Annotated in this window: 17 protein-coding genes; 6 read left to right on the top strand and 11 right to left on the bottom strand. The window is 52.8% G+C overall.

What is annotated here, in order from left to right; all coding sequences use genetic code 11:
• Positions 1–14 precede the first annotated feature (14 nt).
• The 3 genes from N8H71_RS00390 to N8H71_RS00380 all read right to left on the bottom strand — a co-directional run bounded on the left by N8H71_RS00390 (position 15) and on the right by N8H71_RS00380 (position 2,895).
• Complete coding sequence (locus tag N8H71_RS00390; protein ID WP_262192269.1) at positions 15–488, bottom strand: GNAT family N-acetyltransferase; 474 nt, start codon at positions 486–488, stop codon at positions 15–17.
• A 37-nt stretch (positions 489–525) separates the two neighbouring features.
• A complete protein-coding gene (gene gabP / locus N8H71_RS00385; RefSeq protein WP_262192268.1) occupies positions 526–1,932 on the bottom strand; it encodes a GABA permease in 1,407 nt (468 codons plus the stop codon).
• Positions 1,933–2,247: 315 nt separating this feature from the next.
• Entirely contained in the window at positions 2,248–2,895 is a 648-nt protein-coding gene (locus tag N8H71_RS00380; RefSeq protein ID WP_262192267.1) for a hydrolase, read from the bottom strand.
• Positions 2,896–3,073: 178 nt separating this feature from the next.
• Between N8H71_RS00380 and N8H71_RS00375 the strand changes: the two genes are divergently transcribed.
• Together N8H71_RS00375 and alaE are read left to right on the top strand one after the other, a co-directional pair.
• Positions 3,074–3,997, top strand: coding sequence for a LysR family transcriptional regulator (locus N8H71_RS00375; RefSeq protein ID WP_262192266.1), 924 nt, complete (start codon positions 3,074–3,076; stop codon positions 3,995–3,997).
• A 19-nt stretch (positions 3,998–4,016) separates the two neighbouring features.
• Positions 4,017–4,478 carry an L-alanine exporter AlaE gene (gene alaE, locus N8H71_RS00370; protein WP_262192265.1) on the top strand — a complete coding sequence of 154 codons (462 nt, stop codon included), beginning with the start codon at positions 4,017–4,019 and terminating at the stop codon, positions 4,476–4,478.
• 13 nt (positions 4,479–4,491) lie between these two features.
• On the opposite strand, the gene N8H71_RS00365 is transcribed toward alaE, so the two are convergent.
• On the bottom strand, positions 4,492–5,706 hold the full coding sequence (locus tag N8H71_RS00365; RefSeq protein ID WP_262192264.1) for an aldose 1-epimerase family protein: 1,215 nt from the start codon (positions 5,704–5,706) through the stop codon (positions 4,492–4,494).
• Between the two features lie 573 nt (positions 5,707–6,279).
• Here N8H71_RS00365 and N8H71_RS00360 point away from each other — a divergent pair.
• Positions 6,280–6,642: a DUF6124 family protein gene (locus N8H71_RS00360; RefSeq protein WP_007958158.1), complete on the top strand. Its 363-nt coding sequence runs from the start codon at positions 6,280–6,282 to the stop codon at positions 6,640–6,642.
• 85 nt (positions 6,643–6,727) lie between these two features.
• Here N8H71_RS00360 and N8H71_RS00355 read toward each other — a convergent pair whose 3' ends face one another.
• Complete coding sequence (locus tag N8H71_RS00355) at positions 6,728–7,975, bottom strand: hypothetical protein (RefSeq protein ID WP_262192263.1); 1,248 nt, start codon at positions 7,973–7,975, stop codon at positions 6,728–6,730.
• Between the two features lie 304 nt (positions 7,976–8,279).
• Between N8H71_RS00355 and N8H71_RS00350 the strand changes: the two genes are divergently transcribed.
• Positions 8,280–9,185: an HNH endonuclease gene (locus tag N8H71_RS00350; protein WP_262192262.1), complete on the top strand. Its 906-nt coding sequence runs from the start codon at positions 8,280–8,282 to the stop codon at positions 9,183–9,185.
• A gap of 1,115 nt (positions 9,186–10,300) precedes the next feature.
• Here N8H71_RS00350 and N8H71_RS00345 read toward each other — a convergent pair.
• Entirely contained in the window at positions 10,301–10,972 is a 672-nt protein-coding gene (locus tag N8H71_RS00345) for a hypothetical protein (RefSeq protein ID WP_262192261.1), read from the bottom strand.
• A 413-nt stretch (positions 10,973–11,385) separates the two neighbouring features.
• On the opposite strand from N8H71_RS00345, the gene N8H71_RS00340 reads away from it, so the two are divergent.
• Together N8H71_RS00340 and N8H71_RS00335 are read left to right on the top strand one after the other, a co-directional pair.
• Positions 11,386–11,826 (top strand): HIT family protein, encoded by a 441-nt coding sequence (locus N8H71_RS00340; protein WP_262192260.1) that lies wholly within the window; start codon positions 11,386–11,388, stop codon positions 11,824–11,826.
• A 36-nt stretch (positions 11,827–11,862) separates the two neighbouring features.
• Positions 11,863–12,363: a DUF3916 domain-containing protein gene (locus N8H71_RS00335; protein ID WP_262192259.1), complete on the top strand. Its 501-nt coding sequence runs from the start codon at positions 11,863–11,865 to the stop codon at positions 12,361–12,363.
• Between the two features lie 49 nt (positions 12,364–12,412).
• On the opposite strand, the gene N8H71_RS00330 is transcribed toward N8H71_RS00335, so the two are convergent.
• From N8H71_RS00330 to N8H71_RS00310, 5 genes are all read right to left on the bottom strand, one after another.
• The gene (locus N8H71_RS00330) at positions 12,413–12,988 is read right to left on the bottom strand and encodes a hypothetical protein (RefSeq protein WP_262192258.1); all 576 of its coding nucleotides are present in this window, start codon (positions 12,986–12,988) and stop codon (positions 12,413–12,415) included.
• Between the two features lie 610 nt (positions 12,989–13,598).
• Positions 13,599–13,727, bottom strand: a complete 129-nt coding sequence (locus N8H71_RS00325) for a hypothetical protein (protein WP_256575459.1) — start codon at positions 13,725–13,727, stop codon at positions 13,599–13,601.
• A 107-nt stretch (positions 13,728–13,834) separates the two neighbouring features.
• Positions 13,835–14,734, bottom strand: a complete 900-nt coding sequence (locus N8H71_RS00320) for an ImmA/IrrE family metallo-endopeptidase (RefSeq protein ID WP_262192257.1) — start codon at positions 14,732–14,734, stop codon at positions 13,835–13,837.
• 9 nt (positions 14,735–14,743) lie between these two features.
• Complete coding sequence (locus N8H71_RS00315; protein WP_262192256.1) at positions 14,744–15,229, bottom strand: hypothetical protein; 486 nt, start codon at positions 15,227–15,229, stop codon at positions 14,744–14,746.
• 54 nt (positions 15,230–15,283) lie between these two features.
• Entirely contained in the window at positions 15,284–15,685 is a 402-nt protein-coding gene (locus tag N8H71_RS00310) for a hypothetical protein (protein WP_262192255.1), read from the bottom strand.
• Positions 15,686–15,718 lie beyond the last annotated feature (33 nt).

Raw genomic sequence — 15,718 nt, 5'->3', positions numbered from 1 at the left:
TCGGGCATTTCTGGTCAAAGCGACTTGCGCATGAACACCCGGGCAAATCCATCTTCGGTGGCGCGATGGGTTTCGAGATAGCCGAGCTTCTTGTAGATCTCGATGTTTTCGGTCATCCGTTCGTGAGTGTACAACCGCACTGCCGCCAGTCCTTTCGCACGTGCGTGTTCTTCACAGAACGTCATCAACACTTTCCCCAGACCTTTGCCCTTGTGCCGAGCTGAAACGGCGACGTTGACCAGAAGCAGCTCGGTGTCTTCAGGGCTCATCACCAGCACGCCGACAACCTCGTCGTTGTCGGTCAGGACAAATGTCTCGTTGTCCTGCAACACCTGCCGGTAATCCTCCAGCATCGGCGCAGGTTTTTTGCCGATTCTGGCGATGTACGGGGTGTAGGCCTCGGTGACGAGTGCGGTGATGCACTCGACATCCTGGGGTTGAGCGCGGCGGATGGTCTGCACGATGTGGCTCCGATGAATGTCAGGCATGCCGGCGATAGTCCCACAGTTCACGCCTGCGACACACCTAGGCCTCGCCCGCCGAAATCGCCGCCCTCGCCTGCCCATGCTGCCGCGTGGTCACCAGCCCGATAAAGGAAATCGCCAGCGCCAGGCCGATGGTCGACGTCACTTCCAGACGATGCTCGGGCGTCACCATCATCACCGCGAGCGCGGCGCAGATGAAGGCGATCACCAGCCACGTCAGCCATGGAAACAGCCACATGCGAAACGTCAGCTCGACGTTCTGCCGACGCAACATCCGGCGCATGCGCAATTGCGAAACCGCGATCACCAGATACACCAGCAACGCAATCGCGCCGGAGCTGGCGAGCAGAAACTGGAACAGCCCCGCCGGCATGAAATAGCTGAACAGCGTCACCCCGGCACCAATCACGGTGCTGGCAATCACCGCCGCCCTCGGCACGCCCGCAGAAGAAGTCACCTTCAGCGGCTGCGGAGCATCGCCGCGACGACCCAACGAGAACAGCATCCGCGAAGAAATGTAGATCGAGGAATTCATGCAACTGGCCACCGCGATCAACACGACCACATCGACCAGAAATTTGGCGTTGGGAACGTTCATCAGCTCCAGCGCGCGCTGGTAAGAGCCGACGGACGCCAGCAACGGATCGTTCCAGGGCACCACGGAAATCACCACGAAAATCGACAGCAGATAAAACACGCCGATGCGCCAGATCACCGAACGCGTGGCCTTGGCGATATTCTGCGCCGGATTGCTCGATTCGGCTGCCGCGATGGTCACCGCTTCCGTCCCGATGAAGCTGAACATGATGGTGATGAAAGCTCCGACCACCGCTGACAAACCATTCGGCGCGAACCCGCCGTGCTCTTCCATCAACCGGCTCAAACCGCTGGCCTCACGCTCCGGAATCCAGCCCATCAACACCGCAAAACCCAGCCCGATGAACCCGATGATCGCCACCACTTTGGCCATCGCAAACCAGAACTCGAACTCGCCGTACTTGGACACGCTGAACAGGTTGGTCACCACCAGCAAAATGATCGACAACAACGCGAACAACCACGCATCGACCTGGGGAAACCACTGATTCAACACATGCCCGGCGGCGAGCGCTTCAATCGGAATGACCAGCACCCAGAACCACCAATACAACCAACCAATGGTGAACCCCGCCCAGCGCCCGATGGCCTGATCGGCATAGGTGGAAAACGACCCCGTGTCCGGATGGGCCACGGCCATTTCGCCGAGCATGCGCATGACCAGCACAACCAGCAGACCGGAGAAGAGATAAGCTAGCAAGACGGCCGGGCCGGCGGCGGCAATGGCGTGGCCGGAGCCGACAAACAGCCCCGCACCGATGATGCCGGCAATGGAAAGCATGGTGACATGACGCGGCTTGAAGCCCTGCGCCAACTGACCGTTCGAGTCCTTCGAGTTCAGGCTATTCATTGTTTTTGTTGTTCTCTGGTGATCGACGTTTGGGCGTACTGACGACGTGTCAGGCGATCATCATTTCTTCCTGTTGCCCTGCTCCAGAGCGGCGCACCTCAAGCGCTGCAGCGTTACAAATCGGTCGGACGACGACGCAGGGCGATGAAATGATGCGTCACCTTACGTGCCTGGCGTCGATCGCAAATAGCCTGGGAGCGGCATGGGGGCGTCTGATTTCGACATGGCGAATAGCGTTCGACAGATGCCTGTCTCGCGCAAAAAACAAAGGCAGCACCCGCTTTCGCGAGTGCCACCTTTATCAATTGCCGCTCATCAGGCCTTCTTGCCAGCCTCCTCCAGAGCCTTTTCAGCGTTGAACCCGTCGAAGTTCTCGAACACGCCCATAAAGCCCGGCACGGTCACTTCCCGTGCCCAGTCGCGCTGCAGTTCGCAGTACATCTGCACGCGGCTGATCAGCTTCGCGCCTGCCTGTTCCATTCGGCGCAACGCCGCTTCGTGTGCGGCGAGCGAAGTGCCGCCCACCGCATCGACCGGCACATACACTTCATAGCCTTCCTGGATGGCGTCGAGCACCGGGAAGGTCAGACAGGCTTCGGTCCAGAGCGCCGTCATAATGAGTTTCTTGCGTCCAAGCGCCTTGACCGCCTGTTTGAATTCCGTGTCCTCCCAGCTATTGATCGAGGTGCGGTCATAGGTCGGCAGGTGACCGAGCACCTGTTGCAACTCCTGAATCGGCGGCTTGTTGCGGCCGGTCGCGACATTGACGGTCGAGTGGATGATCGGAAGGTTGTAGTTGAGCGCCGCCCTGGCGACGCTGGTGATGTTGAAGACGAGTTCGTCACGCGGCATCGAGCGGATCGAGGAAACCTGAACAGGCTGATAATCGATGATGATCAACACCGAGTTTTCCGGGGTCAGCAACTGATCGGTATGGGCGTTGCGGAGCGTTTCGCTTGCCATGGGCAAATCCTTTTTTATGGGTGACGCACGTTTGTGAAAGGGCCGAGGCCCGTGCGGACAATCGATTCCAGGACACGCAAGAAGCCTGTTGTGCCCGGAAATCCATTGTGCTGTTCCCATGTTCGAGGCAGTAGTAGCATTGCGCGACGTGCTGTGTCGCACAAAGGGGAACGCAAGCGTGGATATCGAAGAACTACAGACCTTCGTGGAAGTGGCGGATGCCGAGGGCATTTCGCAGGCGGCACTGCGTCTTGGCGTATCGAAGTCGATCGTCAGTCGTCGCCTGGCCCGGCTTGAAACCGAACTGGGCGTGCAACTGCTGGCACGCTCGACGCGCGGATCGGCACTCACGGAGGCCGGTGCGATATTCCGCGACTACGCCGCCCGGGTCTGCACCGAGATCAACGTTGCCAAGGAAACGATCCTGCCCACCGGCGCTCTTCGCGGCCGCCTGCGCGTGGCCGTCCCGCTGTCGTTCGGCCCGACTCACTTCGCACCGGTGCTGGCGGAAATGGCGCGCCGTCACCCTCAGTTGCAGATGCAGACTTGCTATAGCGATCGCTTCGTTGACCTCATCACCGAGGGCTACGATTGCGCCATTCGGGTGGGTTATCTGAAGGACTCCAATCTGATCGCAAGGCGTATCGGCCCGGTCTACACCAAGCTCGTCGCGAGCCCGGACTACATAAAGGCGCACGGCAGCCCTGAGAAACCGGACGACCTGGTCAACCATCAGGCGCTCATGCAGGCCACCGAAGCCTGGCAATTCATGGACGGCGACAAGATCATCACGGTTCGTCCGCAAGGACGCTTCAAGGCCGACAACGGCACCGCTCTCGCCGCCGCTGCCGTCGCAGGCCTCGGCGTCGCCTACCTGCCCGACTGCCTCACCCATGAACACCTGGCATCGGGCGCATTGTTGCAAATCATGACCAATCATCCCCCACCGCCGGCCGGTGCCTACCTCCTCCGCCCGCCGGGGCCGCATCCCGCCCGGAAAATACGCGTGCTCACTGAACTGCTGATCGAGTTCTTCGGCGAATCTCCGCACCTGGCGGTGCAGCCGCTGTCACATCAGGAGGATGCGCTGGCACCTACCTGACCAGGACAGGAGATGTGATTTGCTTCAACACTCGCAACAGTCAATGCGCCGGACTGCATTCCTTGCAGACACAACGGCGCTGATCCTGTTTTTCACAACCACCGGCATCATCAATGAACGATTCATTGCCGGCATGACGTGGGATCAGGTTCTTCATGCGCGCCTTCTCGGCGCCTTATTGATGGTGCCCGTCGCGAGGCCTTACGGCCTGTGGCGGGACTGGGTGATGAAGCGCGCCAGTCAACGTCGGGTTTCGAGATTGCTATGGGACAGCTTCGCCCTTGTCAGTTTTCAGGTACCGATCTATGCAGCAATCATTGCCTCCACCGGCGCGTCGGGAGGTGAGCTGTTGCGCGGCACGCTCGGTGCGGCGTTGATGATGCTGGCTCTGGGGCGACCTTATGGGGCATTTCTTAATGGGGTGCGCAAGGTGTTCGGCTTGCCTCCGGGTGGCGACAAGCCGATGTCGCTGAACAGTTGAGCGACCGCCGGTTTCACCCCTTGGTCAGATCAACCAACGGTGTCTGCCGAACCTCGGTCTCCCGTCCGCCCTGAATGTCGCTCACCTGCTTCAAGGCCTTCTCCACTGCCGCCTTATCCGCCAACAAGCTGTAGCTGATGCGGAACTGTTTGTGTTCCTTCGGCCCGATGGTGGGAACCAGATTCAGTGGCCGCTGATAACGCCGGTTGTAGGAAAAACTCGTCCCCGGCTCCAGCCCGGTGACATAACCCTGGCCTTGGGTATCGGTGTTCTTCCACAGGGAAAACACCGGCAACGTCTGCGTATTGAAGCCAACCGAAACACCCAGGCTGCCGGCCTTGTTATGCAACACGGTCAACGTATCGCCTTTGGCATCGGCATACGGCACGACGTTGTAAACCGTTTCGTCGTAGTCCTTGGTCGGTGCGCGGTAGGTTTGCCATTCGGGCAAATCGCCCTTGGCCTTGTCGTTGAACGGCGACACCTGTTTCACCGGCGCGGCGAAACGCGCGCCCTGCTCCAGGAACGGGGTGCTGAAGTTGCTGTGGTACAGCGCCTGGTATTCCTTCGGATAGTCGCCGTTGTTGGTCAGGGTGTCGTTGAGGGCGAACACTGCGCTGCCGGGTTCGGTGACCAGTTCGGTGGCGACGGAGAAATCGACTTTCTTGAACGCCTGCTCTTTCAGTTCACCGCGCAGGGTGATGGCGTACGGGGGCGTTTCATCGATGTGCAGGGTGACTTTGTTCGCCGGAATGTTGGCGGCCCGGCCGTGCAGGGTCAGCAGTTCGCCGTTATCGACGCCAGGGTGGCCGACCCATTCGTATCCGCAGCGGGTCACCAGCTCATTGAAACCCTCCAGCCAGCCCAGACCACCGCGGCCATTGAGTTCGATGAAGGACGGATTGACCACTTCCTTGACCGGCGAATCCCAGCCCATACGCACATTGCCGACCGAAGCCTGCAAAACGTTCATTCCCCGCGTCGGCACCACCGAGAGTTTCATCGTGCCGTTATCGATGTCGACAATGCTGACGCCCTCCTGCCGACCACCATGCAAGGTGCGCAGGCTGACGCTGAAGGGTTTGTCGGTTTTCATGCCGAGTTGCTGGCTGGTGATCTGCCAGTTCTGAGCGGCTTTGTCGGTGTCGAGCAGAACGTAATCCCAGGCCATGGCGTGGGAGGCAGCGGACAGTGCGCTGAGGGCAACAACGAGTTTGAGCGGGGTCATGGGAGCAGCCTTTTCTTGGAGTTGTGGCTCTTTTTATAAACTTGCTGAAACGTTTCATCAAGCTTAAAAAGCGACGCGCGCTGGTAGGTGCCGAGAAAAATGGGGACGGACTGGAAAATTGAAATCGATGGGATCGCGTTGTCCCGCAGATGGGACTCCGCTTTTATTTAGGAGCGGCATGGGCGTCTGATTTCGACATGGCGAGGGCGGCGTGTTTAAGCGTTTTTTGAATGATGTTTAGAAACGCCCGGCATTACTTCCCCACGGCTACAGCGTCTTGCGTCATTGCCTACGACTACGCCAGAATCCGCCGGCTTGTGCGTCTGGGGTGCGGGTTTTATCGTTTCCGGGTCACTGAAAAACAGTGATCGGGTTTGGTAGCCCGGATTACCTGTCGCATCGCAACACCAGATTGCAGGGACTCTTTCGCCCTCTGTTTTATGGTGGCCATGCGTAGGGCGTCTTCGGGCGCGCCGGGTATCCAGGTGACCGGTCTACCAACCTCCGTATGGCCACCACCCTCGTTTGGTAGCGAGGCTGATGGCTCCACTTTCTCACCCTGGAGTTACATCTATGTTCAAGCCAACACCGAACCCACCGGAAACCGATCCGGTTTCTCCCTACAAATTTCCCGATTCAAGAACCCTCAACGAAGCGGCAGAACGCGCGCTTGATCATTACCTCACACCACAGCAACGGATCATGGGCAGCCATCACAAACACGACCCGATGTACATGGCCAACCCTGCCTACAACACCGAATCACTTCTGGCCAACGCCAGCGAATCATTGGGATCGGCCAGTGAAATGCTCAATAACTTTGCGGCCACGCTGGAGCCGGCCCATCGCAAGACTGCGATCGGGATTGCGCAGTTGGTGATGTTGAGTGAGTTGGCGGTTAATCAGGCGTTGGATCACGTTGAAGTGAAGACCTGAAAGCCAACCCCTCAGTCATGACGGCTTGAGAAAACGATGCCAGCCGAAGCTGCCACAGTAAATGGCAGCTATCGGCCAGGAGCAGTCACTCAGCGTCAATTAAATCAACGGTGATCTGTTCTGCAGCAACCATCTCAAACAGAAACTGATCAGCGCTCCTACCGGTTTCCAAGTGTGGAGCTGAAAGCTCAATTAGAAGTGACTTGCTGTGAGTTGAAAAGAACTCACTGGCGATATCGTCCAAGTCGCCGCCAGCAGCCTGAACATGCAAGTCGATGAGAGATCGACGAATCGACAGCAAGATAATTGGCCCCCTACCATCGCGAGAGTGGGTCTCCAGTACCCACGTCTCTTTCTCGTGGCTGTTGAGCTTCTCACAAAGCGCTATCAGATAGTCACTGGCCTCTTGTCGAACGTCCTCATAGAACCATAAGCCAATACCGACAGAGAGGTCTGGTATCCCGTCAGTGAACGGCCCAATGTACTCGTAAACTTTTCCGGTGAGGGTGCCGGCCCACAAAATGAGTTGAGCGTCATGACATTTGAAGCCGTCATTGGTGAGCGTCAATCCGCAAAAAGTCGGCGAGATAAAGTCTCCACCACTGCCCCCACGAGGAACTCGAAGTTTTTCAAGATGTACCCCTTGAAACTCCGTTCTAAGGCAGCTATCCGCAGCTTTACCCAATCCTGCCAACCCTCGCGTAAGTCGTTGATAGGCAGGGTAGGCAGTAATATCCGCTAGATCGATACGTGTTCCATTCATATCGTTGTCTCCAAGGAATTTTTTCAGTTGGTTAGTGAGGTAATTCAATGCACTGGTCGACGAGCTATGGTCTGTAAAAGTTCGTAAGTACTTTTCAACAGCACGCCAGTACAGCGTTTGATGTGTCCAGTCTGACGGAGGCAAAGTGGAATGTGTAATCAGGACAAGGCCGCCACACACCTCCTTGCGACTTCTACGGTATGACTGGTAAATGGACAGTTGATCGACTCGCCCAAGTTCATCCTGGTATTGGGTAAATCCAGCTGCGATTTTGCTCTCGATGATCAGGAAAAAATTTGAGCATCGTCCAATCAAGTCTGGGCGTTTGCCCTCAGCCCGGTGGTCGCCTGGACCAATGACGTGTTGAGTTTCCCAGATAATTGAATTGAGGTTACTCAATTCTCCAAGTTGGGCCGGTGCCAGCTTGAAGAGGTCAGTCAGCACCTCTGAGATTCGACCAGCAAGCGTCACTTGACGTAGCCACTCGGCAAAAAACTCGGTGAGAAAATCCTCAAGGGGTGTCCGAAATTCGTTCTGTCGGAACGCGAACAAACGTTGGAAAAAACTCATACCTTTCCTTGGTCGCTGGGGCCGGGCTTAGATTTTGGCATAGTCAGGTGATCATGAACTGGCTAAATGCCGTTACGGCCTTTGGAAATCCTTTCCAGGACCCGAATTCATGGCTTCGTATCTGTGGTAGACGTTATAGCCCCTACCGGCTTTGATGGGAGCTGAGGTGGCAGGGGCCTTGCTGGTCGACCAAGGAAGCTTTCTTGGCTGGGGTGCACCGCACCCGGTAGTCAATCTTGAGCAACTGACTGATTTGCTATAATTTCTCGATAAAAAATTAGCTCTGATATCTGCGAGTAAGAGCATGGATAGCATCTACACAACGAAACGTCCCACCATTGCGGCAGAGGTTGCCAGAGCAATTAAAGTTGAGAGTGGTCATTGCTGCGCAATTAATCAGTGTACTGAGCACACTTACCTGGAAATTCACCATATCGATCACAACCGTGAGAATAACGATCCAAGCAACCTAATCGTTCTCTGCGACAAACATCATAAAATGGCGCACGCTGACATCATTGATCGAAAAGCGTTGAGGCTTTACAAGCAACTGCGTGCAGCTTCAATCTTGAACCCTGTGCCAAAGCATCTGGTAGATAATGCTCCGGGTCTCAAGATTGTTGATTTGTATGAAATTGAAAGCTGTAGCGGCGAAAACGAGGAATACATCACCTCTTTAGAGCTGAAGCTCGTCAATCGCGGCACCCAAGTCACTTTTATAAAAGAAGTTAGGGTAACCACGCTCAAGCACTGGGAAACGTTGACTAATCACCACCATAGTCTTGTACCTATATCGGCTACGTACGACCTGAAGATATACAAAGAGGAAGGGTCAGTTTCGCGCATAAAGGTGCACCACGAAGTGAAGCCTCAGGAGACGGAGCGAGTAGCATTCCGCCTGGAGACTGACTATGACTCAGATCCTAATGGGCTGTCTCTTTTCTTGATCAAGCTTGAGGTTCTCTACGACGAGACCAATAGCGTCGTGATCGCGCCACTCATCGTAGTGAACATCCATCCTCGCTTTGCAAGCGCAGGGTCTTATTTTCCAGGCTACCAGCTCGGAACTATCCCTCAAAACAAGTCTGTCGCTTCAGAAGTGCTGTGTCTCGCGGACAATGGCACCCTTGTAAGCCAAGACGTGATCAATGCTCTTGAATCTTGGAAGAATGCCCCTGAGGAAAGCGAGTATTTTGCTGGCGCACGTTGAGGTGTCACTGACTGGCAGAAGTCGGCCAAAAACGGACGTTCGCAAGTGGCCGCTAACGGCCAAAAGCGGAATTTCTAGCAGGAATATTCTCGTCGAGCGGAATCGCAGGGAACGGTAAATCTTAAAGCGATGTCGTCACGCACGCTTTAGCTAAAACAATCTCCAAACATTATTTTTAAGGAATCTTATGCCAAGTGAGTTTTTTCCTGATGTAAACTTCTTCTTTTCCGGTCAAAGGTATATCCTCTCTTATGACAAGCTGGTGCTTGCCGAATACCTTCTTAAACAAACTATCGGGCGCACTTATTTTGCTTGGCGCCACTTGAAATGTAACTGCTTTGTCCCACTCCCAAAAAATGACCTTACCCAAAAATATGCTGGGGCTGTCCGAAGGCCTCCCCAAACTTACCCAGACCACTGGAGCCATTCCATCAATGAACTCCAAACAACTCTTACCTAAAAACTTTTGAAATTTACCACGGGCAAATACGCCGTACGGCTGAAGTTTTTTTGTTATTGATCTTAAAGTCAATTACTGCTGACGCCCCCCTATGGGTTACCCAAACGAATTTGTTTGTGTTCAGACTCTTTAGCAAAACAGAGTTGTCCAGGTTTGCGCCTTTGTTTATTGCGTAGATCGTTATAAAAACACATACTGCGCTAAGTAGCGTCTTAATTATAAGGCTATCCCCTCTTGCTGAGAACGCTAGAAGAGTGACAATAAAGCCGATGATTGATAAAGCGCATAGTAATGCTATTACTTTATATCGCATGCTCGTAATCTATTTATTCTTGAGTGATTGTGGCTCGTGATTTTCTGGACCCCCACGAGTAGATAGCTTACTACCCATTACTATAAAATGGCTTGCTTTAGCCCGGGCCAGCGGGTGAAATGAGCGTGCTTGATCACCTTATTATGTGGCGTTAAACCAAGTTGCATTCTCAGGTTGTTTTAAAAGTAATTGCTTTAACAAATAGCTCGCATTAACCGTGGCGAAAAGTCTGTTCTGGAAATGATTCTTGATATCCTCTATTTGGTCTTCAAGCAGGCTGGACATTCTTTCGCGATTAATCTGTGCAGCACCTTTGCCTTGGTGATTATACGGCATTTGAATTCAAAATACAGTGCAGCCACTACTTTGTACCATAGAGTCGCGAAGCTTATCTTTTCTAACTTGCTCATCGCTAAGGTGTGCGGGGCCATCAAATTCAACCACAATACTTGCTATTGGTATAAATTCAGACTTTCTCTTTTTTGGCACTGTTTTATTATTTGACAGGTCATAGAAGACTGATACCCCCAAGTCTATTTTCAAGTCAAGGTCGAACGAGCCACTGGATTCTAAAGACTCTCTCAGCGCCAGCTTTGAAATTCTATGCTCTGGCGTGAAACTAAATCCCACAAACGCATGACATTTTTCCCCAAGCGCTAGTTTTACAGGCTCAAATACTTCCTTAAGGAAGCCATCGGTGGCCAGTATAAAATTAAATGGTCTAAATTGTCTTGACCCATAATCTAAGCGACCTACATATACAGGATGGTTTTCGGCAATACCTGCAATCACTTCAATAAGGCAATTAACACCAAATAAGCTGCACTTAGGCTGGCTACTCAACATTGCACAGAGCAGGAGGCTTGGTGTTCTCCCGATACGCTTAGATAACTCTTCAACATCAAGAGGTTTTTTTGTTTCAAAACTAATGCCGTAACGTTCTTTTATTTCTTCTTCTAAAGGCTGCAACTGAAAAATATCACAATCACCAAGCCCTTCAATTAAAGTTGGCATAAAACTATCCTACTAAATTAATTACGCATGTATTAATTAAAATTTTGCCCCGCACGGTAGCTCCGTTCACTTTAAGCAGATTGTAAGGCGCGGTGAAACGCCACATGGGCCTGTACGAAGGGTACGAAGTCACCAGCAGCGTGTCTATGGCCTTTTGAGCCGGTTGTTGCTGCTCGTAACAAAACACTAGACAGTCTCCCCGACGGGCCGCTTCTGGCCGATAGCCGTCGCTTGCCAAGGTTCGCGTCTGGCCGAGAGCGGCGGCTTACGAACGGTGGTTCTTTGAAGACCTGCCTAGCGAATACAACATTTGCTACAAAATCGGTCGGACTGAAACCCAATCTCTGTCTGGCATACTCTGCCCGAATATCAGTATCACGGCACGCTGCTCAAAACTTCATCAAGGATTATGAATGTCGCTGATCTCACAACGCGTAGAAATGGCCCGTAATGGAACCAACGACAAGGTGATTTGCCGACTGGCCTCAGGCTGGGTAGTCATGGGTGATGTCCAGTTTCTGCCGGGGTATTGCCTGCTGTTACCTGACCCCGTTGTCCCCAGCCTGAATGATCTCGATGCCGAGGCCAGGGCAACTTACCTGCTCGACATGTCCCGTATTGGCGACGCGGTGCTGCAAGCGACCGGCGCAGTGCGCATGAATTACGAAATTCTCGGCAACTCCGAACCAGAGCTGCATTGCCACCTCTTCCCCCGATACGCCACAGAGCCGGAAGAAAAACGCAAGATGCCGGTCTGGTTCTACGACTGGAAAACAGCTCCTCCTTATACCGAACAAGAGCATGGCGAATTGCGCCTCAGGATTGCGCGGTTGCTGGAAGTGAGGAAAAAATAGATTGATCGTGTCACCACACCCCATAAGGACATGCCCTTGCGAAGATTGCGCCTCAGTAACAAAAAACTCCGAAACATCCCCCGCCATCTCCGTGCACTGGAATACTGGGCCTCGACTTTCAGAGGCGAGTTCCATCCTCGCTTCGATGAGCACGAGCGCTACTCAAACTGGAAAATCCCGGTAATCAATACCCTCGTTGAAGGTCCGCAGGCACGTATCGAAGTGCAGGCTTTCTGCGTTCAACAATTGCTCGAAGCAGCGGCCCACCTTTCCCGCGCAGCAGATCGCAGCCAAGGCTACTACCGCGTCGCCTGTTTATTGACCTGGCCCTGGTTACACCAGAGTGAAGTGACTGTGTTCTATGACCGTGAGTACTACTTGAGTTTTCTGGGGCAGCACAATTCGCTTGCCCCCATACACTTGAGTGACAGGCTCGCCTTGGATGTGCCGGAACAATTCATTGAGCATGGGCACGATGTAACCCAGGACGATGATGAAGTCGAAGTTCAGTGGTGGTGTATCGGGGAGCATGCGTGATCAATGGTTTGATCCAACAAAGGAGACTGCTTTGTTCCAGAAAAATAAATCAGTCCCCTTTTTTTTGAGGCTTTTTCTTTCTGATAAAACCGTCGCCGTATTTAACGATGGCTGACGTCAGGAAGTTCAGGCCAGAAGCGAGTCGTTTCTCTCGTGTGAGCTTATCTATGCCGGTAAATGCTGACCTCGACTTTACGACCAGTTCAGTTTCGACGCCGATCCTGTCTGGGTAGCTTGCCAAATACCATATCTGGAAAGCTTGCATAGCCGTGGTCAGCGGCCCTCCCAGTTCGCCACATTCCAGCGTGGCAATGAAAATTATGTGGTCATTCTCTTCCTCGTCAAAGTTTAGATGCGCATTAGGATCACGGTCGGCGTGTTTCAAAAAGTTCTGAACACTGTTTATTGCCGCCAAAGCTTCTTTCTTTGACAGACCTGAACTCTCAACTAAGTGTGATCGCCAGGACCCATCCGGCTGATCATGTTCAACAAGGTCTGCGAGCAAGCCATGAGCGGCGGCGGCCAATGTTCGCACTGCTAATGGATCATGGTCGGCAAAAAATAAGCTTATTGCTTCATTTAATTGCCGACAAGCTGCTTCGAATTTAGTGCAGGTGACTTGCATAGTGCCTAACCCGTGGATGAGTATTTAGCCTGCACCGATAGGCGAGTTGCAAACAGGGCAGTGGCGAAACCGAGTGTTTACTCGAGTGGTTGACGACTTATTACGCTTGGAGTCCCAACATGCAGGACAGTAAAGTATGCTATCCCCCTCGAATTGATAGCATCCCCATTTTCTTCCTACAGGCTTTTCATCAGAAGGAGGAGACGTCTGCTTTAACAGTGCGTTCTCCTCCTGTAGCGCTGCAATACGTTCTTTAAGAGCAGCGGCCGCGAGTTTGAGATCGGCGAGTTCACTTGATAGGTCTGCAAGCAAGTTTTTGAACTCGGCGTCTTCGATATTCTTGGAAACCTCCCGTAGCCGTTTGGCTAACGTTATCGATGTGCTTATCGTCGCAATGATATCCATAAACTTACCTGATGCACTAAAGTTGATAAAAACAGCGCATAAGCGCGAATATCTATAAGCATAGCTTCTTGGCGTCCACTTAAAGAAATGGACAGATTTACTTCGCGACTCATCGAGGCCATTCGCCAGACCCCACTTCTTAATTATCACTATAAAAGCCACAATGACAAAAGCTACCATTACAGTAGCTTCTGCCAGCGACAACTTATTTTTTTGAAGGCTTGCTAGGTTTCAAGTCGGGATTATTTCCTTGCGTGTCTTTATTATCACGACGACGCTTGTCAACTTCACCGGTTGATTTAGCAATTGGTTTTGGGCCTGGTTTAAGCGCCATAAGCTTTCTCCTTAACGTTGATACTGATTATGGTTTTTTTTGCACTTACCAACTTCCACAAAGTAGACTTCCCCCTTTATCCTCCTGCCAAGGTTGGATTTTTACATCTATGGCCAGCGCACCAAATTCAATTCCTTGATTCGAACCGCCATGGCACTGTCAGATACTCTGAATTGCTGAGCCAAAGAATTGATTGCCTTGCCGTTGAATCTGGTACAGCGAGCCAAAGCTATTTCTCGGTCGAGTGAGTTTTGCGAGGCATAAAGAAGGGAATTTGGATCGTTAGCGTTCAGGTGATAACAACTGACGTCGTTAAAATGAAACTGCCCCTTGCATCCAAACTGGCTTTCAAACCGAGCAATCACAAGCTTAGGGGGCATAAGGAAACACGCTGCGAAATAATCCGCTTCGCGCTCAATCAGAGGTTTGTCCGATAGTGAGTGATAACCACCTATCGGCCGATCCCTATGCATAATTTCTTGCTCATGAAGCAGGAAATGACCTATCTCATGAGCAGCTGTGAAACGGCGTTCATGTAATGGGAATTCGGTAGAAACTGCGATTTTTCCGGAGCGTCGATCAAATATCCCTGCTGCTTGGAATTTCTGACCTTGTGGAGCAAATCTTGTGGAACCAAGGGTCGGGAGCTCCAAGTACGTCAGCTCCAACAGTGAAGCCGCAACTGCGGGATCGAGCATGCCTAATAGTGGAGGCTGTCCGCCAGGCCATAGAGTTTCTTTGTTCGACCAAAGCCCCTCGTGAACCCAATGCGCTGCTTCTTGGATGTATTCTCGATCCATTTCGCCACCACCACATGTTGTGCCTTGAGCAAAAATAACCACAACATGTAGGACAATCAACCATCTCTCCGTCAGATTTGGATCCAGCTGACGAACGGTGTTGAATCGGTCAGTCCATGAACAGACCACCATGAAGCCGGCTTCAGGAATCGAGCCTTCCAAGAGAAATGAGGACGAATCTAAACCAGAAAATACACCCGCCCTCATGAAGCCTGATCACGCCCTCCCCATCTCCTCATACGAAACATCAACAACCGCCACGCCCTCCCCCCAGGCAGCTTCAGTAAACGCCTGAATAATCTCCGCCAGCCTCTCAACATCCCCACCCTCGACAATGACACAAGCAATACGCCCGACAGACCAATCCATGACCCTGCATTGCGGATACTTCGCAAGCACCTCCGCAAAAACCTTCTGAGGCGTCAAATCGCCCGTGTACATGAAGTCGAAGTACGGCTCACTCGTCTCCTGCAGCGGATACACCAGAACCCAGCCGTTCGATGCACCGTCGAACCACATCGAAACATAACGACTCGCCCACTCCGGTCCGCCATGTTTGATAAGGCGAAGTACCTCGATGATCGAATGACAACCGGGTATCCGGGTCATGCAATCAGGGTCAAACACGCGAGGGGGTTCGGCGGCGGCGCTGGCCAGAAGTGCGGCCATTAATTCTTTTCTCCTCAATTGTTTTCTTTTCATCACGTAACCTTGGAGACCTGTTGGGTAAAGACGAAATGTTCTGCGCCGCTCCGCTCAATCAACGCTCCCGGAATCGCCTGACGTCGCCGACAAAATCGCCTGATATCCATCCTCTTCCGGAACATATGAAACGAACTGGTTATCCGCGCCGTTTTGCACCCAAAGGCGCCCACAGTTCGTGCATTCATATACATCTAATGTCTGGTGGGTGTAGAGGCTTGATATACGACTTTCCAATTCGTCGGTCGCGTTGACCCAAGGCGCAAACTCACCAAACGCCTCGGCGATCACAGCCTTGTCTCCCGATTCGGCAGCAGTCATCAGAGGCTTGAGTTCGTGATTTACCTCTTCCCAGAATGCATTCTCCACTTCGTTGCGAAGCAGGCTCGCTTTATAGGGCAGGCTGTCAGTCTGATCGACGATCACATGTCCACATCTGCAACCCAATTTGCTCATTTGCGGTTCAAACCTTTGAGGTCGCCCTCGTCT

Source organism: Pseudomonas koreensis (assembly GCF_025447595.1).
Taxonomy (GTDB): domain Bacteria; phylum Pseudomonadota; class Gammaproteobacteria; order Pseudomonadales; family Pseudomonadaceae; genus Aquipseudomonas; species Aquipseudomonas koreensis_H.
The sequence above is the reverse complement of the archived record's forward strand: the minus strand, read 5'-3'. Positions and strand labels throughout refer to the sequence as shown.

What these genes read in the sequence shown, in the direction of transcription:
- N8H71_RS00390 (WP_262192269.1), bottom strand. Translation starts at nt 488, where the DNA reads ATGCCTGACATTCATCGGAGCCACATCGTGCAGACCATCCGCCGCGCT.
- gabP (WP_262192268.1), bottom strand. Translation starts at nt 1,932, where the DNA reads ATGAATAGCCTGAACTCGAAGGACTCGAACGGTCAGTTGGCGCAGGGC.
- N8H71_RS00380 (WP_262192267.1), bottom strand. Translation starts at nt 2,895, where the DNA reads ATGGCAAGCGAAACGCTCCGCAACGCCCATACCGATCAGTTGCTGACC.
- N8H71_RS00365 (WP_262192264.1), bottom strand. Translation starts at nt 5,706, where the DNA reads ATGACCCCGCTCAAACTCGTTGTTGCCCTCAGCGCACTGTCCGCTGCC.
- N8H71_RS00360 (WP_007958158.1), top strand. Translation starts at nt 6,280, where the DNA reads ATGTTCAAGCCAACACCGAACCCACCGGAAACCGATCCGGTTTCTCCC.
- N8H71_RS00355 (WP_262192263.1), bottom strand. Translation starts at nt 7,975, where the DNA reads ATGAGTTTTTTCCAACGTTTGTTCGCGTTCCGACAGAACGAATTTCGG.
- N8H71_RS00350 (WP_262192262.1), top strand. Translation starts at nt 8,280, where the DNA reads ATGGATAGCATCTACACAACGAAACGTCCCACCATTGCGGCAGAGGTT.
- N8H71_RS00345 (WP_262192261.1), bottom strand. Translation starts at nt 10,972, where the DNA reads ATGCCAACTTTAATTGAAGGGCTTGGTGATTGTGATATTTTTCAGTTG.
- N8H71_RS00340 (WP_262192260.1), top strand. Translation starts at nt 11,386, where the DNA reads ATGTCGCTGATCTCACAACGCGTAGAAATGGCCCGTAATGGAACCAAC.
- N8H71_RS00330 (WP_262192258.1), bottom strand. Translation starts at nt 12,988, where the DNA reads ATGCAAGTCACCTGCACTAAATTCGAAGCAGCTTGTCGGCAATTAAAT.
- N8H71_RS00325 (WP_256575459.1), bottom strand. Translation starts at nt 13,727, where the DNA reads ATGGCGCTTAAACCAGGCCCAAAACCAATTGCTAAATCAACCGGTGAA.
- N8H71_RS00320 (WP_262192257.1), bottom strand. Translation starts at nt 14,734, where the DNA reads ATGAGGGCGGGTGTATTTTCTGGTTTAGATTCGTCCTCATTTCTCTTG.
- N8H71_RS00315 (WP_262192256.1), bottom strand. Translation starts at nt 15,229, where the DNA reads ATGAAAAGAAAACAATTGAGGAGAAAAGAATTAATGGCCGCACTTCTG.
- N8H71_RS00310 (WP_262192255.1), bottom strand. Translation starts at nt 15,685, where the DNA reads ATGAGCAAATTGGGTTGCAGATGTGGACATGTGATCGTCGATCAGACT.